Source organism: Vibrio sp. 10N.247.310.17, assembly GCF_041466605.1.
GTDB classification, from domain to species: Bacteria; Pseudomonadota; Gammaproteobacteria; order Enterobacterales; family Vibrionaceae; genus Vibrio; species Vibrio tasmaniensis_A.
The window spans coordinates 1-8,409 of record NZ_JBFSTC010000138.1; the positions used below are offsets into that span (position 1 = coordinate 1).

The following is an 8,409-nucleotide window of genomic DNA, read 5'->3' on the forward strand; positions in this document are numbered from 1 at the left end:
TTATCGCCCAAACTGGTTAAATTTTAACAGTGACAACTATCCTGCCAGAGGGGGGAACTTGCAAATTGATACCGGTTGTTAAACTGGTAGGACTGTCCATTTTTTCGTTGTTTTGACCAATATTTACGGTACTGAAACGAACAAAGTAACTTTGGGAAGTTTCGAGTTGGCGGTTTCCCAACCATTGTATACGGAATACTTGACGTTCACCGGGTGCCAACATAGCGGCAGGTGGAAACACAAACATCACCTCACTCGATAGATCTGATGTTTGGAACGTACCATCAGGTAAGAATTTCAAACGACGAACGTTAGCTTCAAGTGGGAGATCCCGCGTCGAGTTGTTAGTCACAACCAGTTGCGATGTTGCCCTGTGATCGGTATTGAGTTCAATGACGGTTGGAAACAGTGTTATGCCAAGCGCTTGTGCACACAGAAAACAAGAAATGAACCCACCAAAAATATAACGTCTCATTGCTACTGATCCTGCTCGATTTCAATCGATAGCGTCTCTACATTGTAATTTTCAAGTGGCTGCATTTCGAAAAAACGAGTGGAATAGGGAAGAACTAAAGTTCCTGGAATACGTTTGGCGATTTCTACGCCTTTTAAATAGGTTGATTTTTTGCCGTCAGAAATTTTCCATGTCGTATTGGTTAACCGACCATAACTATTACCGCTGTTCAGTACTTCAAGGACCCATTTGTTATTCTTGTTATTTGGTTCGATACTTTTAATTTCTAGTTGAGCGGCCGTGTTCTGAGGTCGCACGTTGATAAGCGTATTAAACTGAAGTAACAGACTCACTTGCCCTTGGTTGCTACTTGCTCTTTGAACTTTCACTTGCTTAACAGCAATACGAAAAGCTTTTGACTCTGTAATGGACGGATCGCCTAAATATCGGACCATAATAGATTGCGAACGTCCAGGCTCTATAATTGCAGTTACTGGAATCACTAATAGCTCGTCATCTGCAGGCGTCGTGGTCTCTTTTCCGTATTCATTCATAGTCATAAATACTGGAGACAGTTCGACTGTGAGTGGTTCGGTAGACGAATTCTCAACCCTCATTGTCATTTGAGCTCTTTTACCAAGTGGCGTCATCTCCATAGACATCGGCTCTACTTTGAACGCATGAGCTGACAAACAAGTGAGTGACAATAATAAGAGAACAGTCCATTTATGCATGATCCATTTATACATCGCGATGAGCTCCAAATTAAACTAGAGTCGTAATACAACTGAGGTTAAGTTTTAATACAACAAAGGCTTAGATGAAGTTGGAGGCCAAATAATAGCCCCCGACTTATTCAACCTCTAATTTGAGGTGATATTTACGGTTAACGTATCTGAATAACCACCTGCCCATGGGGAGGTTTCTGTTGTCACAATATCAATGGACGCGGCAACACCAGTCGCCAATACTCCTGAACCACCATAAGAGTTACTGATTGAAACGTCATTTAGGCCTGGGCCTCCTGGCGCATTAAGCGTGAAAGGAGCTAAGCCTGAAGGGTTAAATGTTGCTTCGTATGTAAGAGCGTAGTCTTCGCTATCATCGGACTCTAGACCACCCTCAGCACTCGTCAGTGTTACAGTTGCACCATCGACGTCATTACACTTCATGTTAAGGCCACTAACAGAAAGGTTTTGAATTTGAGATACATTACCAAAGTCCATCAGTTGTGTTGAAAGACCAGTAACTTCACATACAGGTGAAACAAAACCAACTAGTTGGACATCACCAGGAGCGGCTTGAACTTGAGCACCAAAAATAGCTGTGACTGTTGCTGCGTAGAGTGTTAGCTTTTTCATTAGAAATTCCTTTATCTTAAATGATTGGCTCGAATACTGCTGAGCGTATGTTGTTCTGCAGATACATTGCAGAGCTTTTACTTGGTCACGCTATGAATCGAAGGGTAAACTTCGATCTCAATAACGTCTTGATAATAACCCGCGAAACGCAAGCTATTTTCGAGTGCTACCCTAAGGCTCCCCTGTTGAGAGAAAGGAATAACACCAGAACTGTTTATCATTACTGGTGAAGTAAGTTGGCTGCTGTGCCTACTTTCATAAAGACGAAGCTCGTCTATTTGTAATGACAGATTATAACTTTCAATAATATCAACCCCTTGGTGCTGATATTTTAAGCCTCCATATTTTGAATTAATCGTTATACCCAACGGACGGTTACAATACATATTAAAAGGCAATAGTTGCACATCACGGTGTTCCGTAAAATTCATGACATTGCCAGAAAAGAAATTTATTTCGCATCGATCTTTGATCTGACCGTTAATTCCTAACGTTAAGGTGTTAGCACTGGTGTAGAATGAAAGTGACAGACTAAAAATTAACGTTGAGACGATGAAGTTGTGAACAATTCCGAATAATCTAATCATCATTTCACCTCTCATTGATTGAATGTAACCTGTTGCTTAACTTTCAAAACTATAAGTGCTTTAAAAAATGGTGAAGTAGTAAAAAAAGTTTATTATTTAGACGAAGTATGAGTTTTAGTATGAGTTTAAGGTAAGGTATAGAGAGTACATTTTTAAATAATAATTTTATTTTCAATTAGATAGGGAGTTTTTGACCCACAGTTATATTTACGAGTGAATTTTTCTTAATTGATAAAATTAGAACTATGGTCTACGGCGTGATTTTTGGTGAATTTTCCGTGGATTATTCTTCCAGGGATATTTTGTTTTTAGTTTTATTCACTGGTTTATAATTTGAATGTAACGAATATTAATGATAATAGTGAACCATAGCTATCTATATTGGTTGGTGATTTTCTATTTAAATTAGCCTCTTACGAAGATTTTTTAGAATTGATGTGTTTTGTTTCTAAATATCGTACGTGTGGTAAATAAAAATGAAATTATTACTACTAAATTATTTGACTTTATCTGGCATGAAAAATTTCATATAACAAATGAAAGTCGAAATTTAACGATAAGTGAATACTTAAACGCAGGTTTAATACATAGAAGGTATTCACATAGGCCAAAACAAGATTGCGTTCTGTTGCAGTTAATTTAGTTGAGTCTATTAGGCAGATTAGTCGGTATAGGTATAGGTATAGGTGAGGTGGCTATTTTTCGGTGGAAGAGGTGAATGATTTTTTTTAAAAGACTAAAGCTTCGTAAGGGAAGCTTTAGTCTTAATTGCTTTAATGCGAATCTTGTTCAGCGTTAAAGCGCATTTTCCAACTTAGTTAGGAAAGTCGCGATGTCTTCTGAACTGATATCTCTATGAGTAACGAAACGTACAGGGTTACCTGGTGACATAGTAATACCTTGCTCTCCTAACTCCCGTGCGATGCGGTTAATATCAACCGACTGGTCTAACTTCGCAAACACAATATTAGTCTGAATGAAATCAGGGTTAACAGAGAAACCTTCTAACTTGCTTAAACCAATCGCTAGTTTTTTTGCGTTTTCATGGTCTACTTTAAGTTGAGCCACGTTCTCCGTGATCGCCATTTTACCTGCTGCAGCAAGAATACCAGCCTGACGCATACCGCCACCGACCATTTTACGCAGTCGACGAGCTTTAGCGATGTACGCTTTGCTACCAAGAAGTAGAGAGCCAATCGGAGCCCCCAAACCTTTTGATAAACAAATTGTCATCGAATCGAAGTATTGTGCGATCTCTTTGATGTGTACATCCAGCGCTGCTGCTGCATTATAGACACGCGCACCATCTAGGTGCATTTGCAGACCGTGTTGGTTTACGAATTCGCGTGCTTCCGCTAGGTAAGACATTGGCAGTACTTTACCATTGATCGTGTTTTCTAAACTAAGAAGCTTAGTACGAGCAAAGTGGCTGTCGTCTGGCTTAATCGCCGCGGCAAGCTTTTTAAAGTCTAGTGTGCCGTCTGCGTTGTTCTCAATGGGTTGAGGTTGAATCGAGCCTAATACTGCAGCACCGCCGGCTTCATACTTATAGTTATGCGCTTGTTGGCCGCAAAGGTATTCGTCACCACGCTCACAGTGTGCCATTAAACCAAGTAGGTTGGCCTGTGTGCCGGAAGAAGTGAACATAGCTGCTTCAAAGCCGGTTTCATTGGCTGCCCACTGTTCCAATTCGTTTACGGTTGGGTCATCGCCATAAACATCATCGCCCACTTCTGCATTTGCCATTACTTCACGCATAGCTTGCGAAGGTTTAGTTACGGTATCAGAACGAAAGTCCATGCTTCTCTCCTAGAGTACTTTAGGTAGTCATATAATTGGCTATAGATAACCACATAGTTGGGCTTTGCTTAAACAAGCTATAGTTTTTGTATCGGTGATTTCATCGTGTCGTATTTTGTTGTGCAGCTCTTCTAAGCTCAGCTCTATCACTTCTATGACTTCATCTTCATCACATTCAAAGCGGGTAGTAAGGCTTAAATTTTTTGCGATGAACAAGTGTTGGATCTCATCACAGAAGCCAGCTAAAGGGGTAACTTGTCCTAAGCTCTGAAAATAAGTTGCACTGTAACCAGTTTCTTCTTCCAGTTCGCGTTGTGCACATTGAAGAGGTGTCTCATCAATTTCCATCGTGCCAGCGGGGAGTTCCAAAAGCCATTTCTTAAGAGAAGGACGAAACTGGTTAATGAGGATGATTTTTCCAGACGAAGTGATAGGAAGAATAACAGCCGCGCCGGGGTGGTTTATTGTTGTATGTTTTACCACGACGTTCGTAGGGAGCGTCACGTTCTCTTCTATAAGAGAAATACTTTTCCATTGATGGATAACTTTACTCATGCAATCTGGCCACTTTCCTTGCCAATTTTTCTTATAACTGAAGACGTGTACCACCATAACGTCTATGGTGTCGAAAATAAAAGAAAAATTAGGGTTAACAATAGATTTAGTTTCACACCATTCGTGATGCTACTCTCATAATTGGAATCTATGATTGCGCGAAAATTGCAGCTTAACCATCTGATATAAAGGCAACTCAATAATAAAAGATACTTGTAACAAAGTGCTAACAAATGTATAAAAACGTATCTACACTCTCAACTGTTCAAAGATTTTCGGAGTAACGCATGAACCCTTCTATTTCCTCACATGCTGACAAGGCGCTACTCTCTGAAAGAATCAATAAATTAGCGCATGCTCTCTCTGATGGCGTTTATGAAAGAGAAGACACCATTAAGCTTTGTTTACTGGCGGCTCTGGCTGGCGAAAGTGTGTTCCTATTGGGCCCTCCGGGTATCGCAAAAAGCCTTATCGCTAAACGCCTCATCCAGGCTTTTGACAACAGTAGCTACTTCGAATATTTGATGACACGTTTCTCTACTCCTGAGGAAGTGTTCGGCCCACTAAGCATTCAAGAATTAAAAGACAACGGTCGTTACGTAAGGCTGACCGAAGGCTACCTACCAACCGCGCAAGTTGTATTCCTTGATGAGATCTGGAAAGCAGGCCCTGCCATTCTCAATACGTTACTGACTGTGGTTAACGAAAAGACATTTAAAAACGGCGCAGACATTGAGCGTGTGCCGATGCGCTTGTTGGTTTCAGCGTCTAATGAACTTCCTGACGAAGACAGTGGACTAGAAGCACTTTATGACCGAATGTTAGTTCGCGTGTTCGTCAACCGTATTCAAAACAAACAAAACTTCAAATCGATGCTAACGACAGGTACTTCTCAAGAAGCTGTCATTCCCAAAGGGTTAGCGATTACAGACATTGAATATCATCAATGGCAGAAAGAACTCGATAATCTGGAGTTGACGGATAATTCGTTTAACAAGTTATTTGAGCTAAAAACCATGCTTGAAGACACGGTTAAGAAGCAAGGCTCAGCGTCAGAGTCGGATTTGTATGTTTCGGACAGACGCTGGAAGAAAGCGGTTAAACTATTGAAAGCGAGCGCATTTTTCAGTGGCCGTGATAGCGTTAACCCGCTCGATATTATGCTTCTTCAAGATTGTTTGTGGCATAGCCCTGAATCTCGCGATGTGGTTCGTAGCGTTGTAAAAGATTTTGCGTTGAACCGAGCGTTTGATCAGCAAGAGTCTAAATCTCAAATCGAAATGTCTCGTGAAGAGCTAGAAGAGATTCAAGATGATGTTGAATCGACTCTGTCGGTGTCGCTCTCTGTGGAGTCAACCAGTGGCTTACGACGTAAAGACGTTTACCAACATGATATCAAGAACGCGAAAATGTACAGCGTCGGTAGCGCATACAATCTTATTAAATTGGTTATGCTGCAAAGCAATATGTCGGTGTCTGAATCTGAGAAAGGCGATAGTCGTTGGGTGTATGTAGCCAAAGATGATTTTGACCGTGTTCTAAAAGAAGGTCATGGCGACATTTATGGTTACGTAAACGAAAACAAAAATCTATGCCGTTTAAAGCTCGACTTGGATGCATCGAATCAATTAGTGATCAAAGACATTGCTAATCGTTCTGTATTGGTGAGTGTGGTGACTACTGACGGTTTAGATCAAGAACTGTATAACAAGTGGTTGAACGGCGCTGAGAAAGCCCTAGAACAGTTAACTGCAGCTGAATTTAAGTTAAAAAGAGTACGCACTGAATTCCATGACGCATTACCGCATAACTATATTGACCCTGATTTACCGAAAGCGATGGAATCAAGCTTACAGGCGGTAACACAAGAGCTTGAAACGACAAAAGTGAAGAGTAGCAAGATCGCGCAACGCATTAAGTTCATGAGTCAGTACTTTGAGTAAGAGGGGGAGCATATGTTAGGAGCTGACGGCTTAAACCTCGCTTTGATGGTGGCTGACTCTGGTATCATTGATACCGCGATGAATGATCTTATCGCTCGTTCTCAAGTGATGATGGCTGCTGAGAATAAAGGTGTGAAAACATCAGTCAAAAACCACTTAGTTAAATGGCGCGGTAAAGTAAAAAAACGCGTCACTAAAGTGTGTGAAACCGACCGTTTCCAAGAGGAAATCGCACTTTACCAAGAAGTGATTTACTGGGATGAATCTCAGTTTTTTGACGAGATTGATCGCGTTATTAAGAAGCTGGAGTGGCACTCAGCATTTTATCTACAAGCAAGACGTTTGATGGAAAACAATAAAGGTGTTTATAACGCGATGTTTCCACATTACTTTTGTGATCAATGGTACCAATCGCTGTCAGATGCCATCAAACAAGCTCAAGTCACCGAACTCGAAACAAGCAAAGAAAAAGTCTTAGCTGATCTTTATCAGCGCATGGAAACCATGAAAAACATGGACAAAGTGACAGAGTCGGGCGATGAAGGCAGTGTAGGGCGTTTGTGGGACATGGCATCGGCCAAATTAAGCAAAACAGACCTAACCATCATGAAGCGCCACGCTGAGTTTCTGAATAAGCACAAGGGTTTGCAAGAGATCGCAGAAAAACTAGGACGTATGGCTGGTGAGGAAGATGATCCTTCGCTACACAAAGCTCCTGTAGAAGAACTGCAGATGGTTGAAGAGAAAAGCGATGAAGCGGTCGATGATATTGTTGGGATTCACGAAAGTGATGATCTCAACAAGATGCTGCCAAACGAAACCATGTTCCTCGCTTACCCTGAACTTGAGGTTATCTTTTATAAGCACTTGGCCGACAAGCGTTTATTGAGCTATCGTTCGCAAGGTAAATCACGGACATTACGTAAAGTGAAAGCGCAAAAGCCTGATAGCAAGAATATCGATATTGAAAAGGGCCCGTTTGTCGTCTGTGTCGACGCTTCGGGCTCTATGAGTGGTTTCCCTGAGCAGTCAGCTAAAGCAATGGCTTATGCTTTGATGCAAATCGCTCTTGCGGAAGAGAGAGACTGTTACGTGATTCTGTTCTCTTCTGAGCAGATCACCTATGAGTTAACAAGGCAAGATGGCCTGCGTGAAGCGAGTGACTTTTTAAGCTACTCATTCCATGGCGGTACAGATTTAGAACCTGTTCTGATGAAGTCGATTGATTTGATGACGGGTGACAAATACAAGAACGCAGATTTGATCGTGCTTTCTGACTTTATTGCTCCTAAGCAGTCTGATGAAATGATTGCTCAGGTTGAAAAATTGAAAGAGCACAAAAACCGTTTTCATGCGGTTAGTCTTTCGAAATATGGCAACCCACAACTTATGACGATGTTTGACCATTGTTGGGCTTACCATCCAAGCCTAGTCGGTCGTTTTATGAAGAAGTGGTAACGTCGAATTCCTTAATTTGCTCCATTTTGCTGCGTGTTTATTGATTGAAGAGATCGAACATGCAGCAATTTGATTTAAATGTCAGCAAACGGAATTGAAATTCATTTTTTTGTTTGACTATCTCCCCTCGATCCGTAAAGTAGGCACCCGAACACAGCGGTGCTAACGTTTAGTCGGTTCTAACGTGTTGAAAAATGGCGCCTTGGCAGAGTGGCTATGCAGCGGATTGCAAATCCGTGGACCTCGGTTCG

7 protein-coding genes and 1 pseudogene are annotated in these 8,409 nt (G+C 41.4%); 2 read left to right on the top strand and 6 right to left on the bottom strand.

Going from position 1 to position 8,409, the window contains the following annotated elements; genetic code table 11:
• Nucleotides 1–55 precede the first annotated feature (55 nt).
• The 6 genes and pseudogenes from AB6D80_RS23305 to AB6D80_RS23330 all read right to left on the bottom strand — a co-directional run.
• Nucleotides 56–475: pseudogene (locus AB6D80_RS23305) on the bottom strand (molecular chaperone); the annotation flags it as partial.
• A 2-nt stretch (nucleotides 476–477) separates the two neighbouring features.
• The gene (locus AB6D80_RS23310; protein ID WP_371702155.1) at nucleotides 478–1,203 is read right to left on the bottom strand and encodes a molecular chaperone; all 726 of its coding nucleotides are present in this window, start codon (nucleotides 1,201–1,203) and stop codon (nucleotides 478–480) included.
• A gap of 114 nt (nucleotides 1,204–1,317) precedes the next feature.
• Nucleotides 1,318–1,815 (bottom strand): hypothetical protein, encoded by a 498-nt coding sequence (locus tag AB6D80_RS23315; RefSeq protein WP_009845433.1) that lies wholly within the window; start codon nucleotides 1,813–1,815, stop codon nucleotides 1,318–1,320.
• Nucleotides 1,816–1,892: 77 nt separating this feature from the next.
• The gene (locus AB6D80_RS23320) at nucleotides 1,893–2,417 is read right to left on the bottom strand and encodes a hypothetical protein (RefSeq protein ID WP_206208279.1); all 525 of its coding nucleotides are present in this window, start codon (nucleotides 2,415–2,417) and stop codon (nucleotides 1,893–1,895) included.
• A 780-nt stretch (nucleotides 2,418–3,197) separates the two neighbouring features.
• Nucleotides 3,198–4,202 (bottom strand): low-specificity L-threonine aldolase, encoded by a 1,005-nt coding sequence (ltaE, locus tag AB6D80_RS23325; protein ID WP_135383817.1) that lies wholly within the window; start codon nucleotides 4,200–4,202, stop codon nucleotides 3,198–3,200.
• 39 nt (nucleotides 4,203–4,241) lie between these two features.
• Nucleotides 4,242–4,757 carry an NUDIX hydrolase gene (locus AB6D80_RS23330; RefSeq protein ID WP_135383818.1) on the bottom strand — a complete coding sequence of 172 codons (516 nt, stop codon included), beginning with the start codon at nucleotides 4,755–4,757 and terminating at the stop codon, nucleotides 4,242–4,244.
• Between the two features lie 287 nt (nucleotides 4,758–5,044).
• On the opposite strand from AB6D80_RS23330, the gene AB6D80_RS23335 reads away from it, so the two are divergent.
• Together AB6D80_RS23335 and viaA are read left to right on the top strand one after the other, a co-directional pair.
• On the top strand, nucleotides 5,045–6,700 hold the full coding sequence (locus AB6D80_RS23335) for an ATPase RavA domain-containing protein (RefSeq protein WP_012600558.1): 1,656 nt from the start codon (nucleotides 5,045–5,047) through the stop codon (nucleotides 6,698–6,700).
• Between the two features lie 12 nt (nucleotides 6,701–6,712).
• Entirely contained in the window at nucleotides 6,713–8,158 is a 1,446-nt protein-coding gene (viaA, locus tag AB6D80_RS23340) for an ATPase RavA stimulator ViaA (protein WP_372189746.1), read from the top strand.
• Nucleotides 8,159–8,409: the final 251 nt, after the last annotated feature.

What these genes read in the sequence shown, in the direction of transcription:
- AB6D80_RS23310 (WP_371702155.1), bottom strand. Translation starts at nt 1,203, where the DNA reads ATGTATAAATGGATCATGCATAAATGGACTGTTCTCTTATTATTGTCA.
- AB6D80_RS23315 (WP_009845433.1), bottom strand. Translation starts at nt 1,815, where the DNA reads ATGAAAAAGCTAACACTCTACGCAGCAACAGTCACAGCTATTTTTGGT.
- AB6D80_RS23320 (WP_206208279.1), bottom strand. Translation starts at nt 2,417, where the DNA reads ATGAGAGGTGAAATGATGATTAGATTATTCGGAATTGTTCACAACTTC.
- ltaE (WP_135383817.1), bottom strand. Translation starts at nt 4,202, where the DNA reads ATGGACTTTCGTTCTGATACCGTAACTAAACCTTCGCAAGCTATGCGT.
- AB6D80_RS23330 (WP_135383818.1), bottom strand. Translation starts at nt 4,757, where the DNA reads ATGAGTAAAGTTATCCATCAATGGAAAAGTATTTCTCTTATAGAAGAG.
- AB6D80_RS23335 (WP_012600558.1), top strand. Translation starts at nt 5,045, where the DNA reads ATGAACCCTTCTATTTCCTCACATGCTGACAAGGCGCTACTCTCTGAA.
- viaA (WP_372189746.1), top strand. Translation starts at nt 6,713, where the DNA reads ATGTTAGGAGCTGACGGCTTAAACCTCGCTTTGATGGTGGCTGACTCT.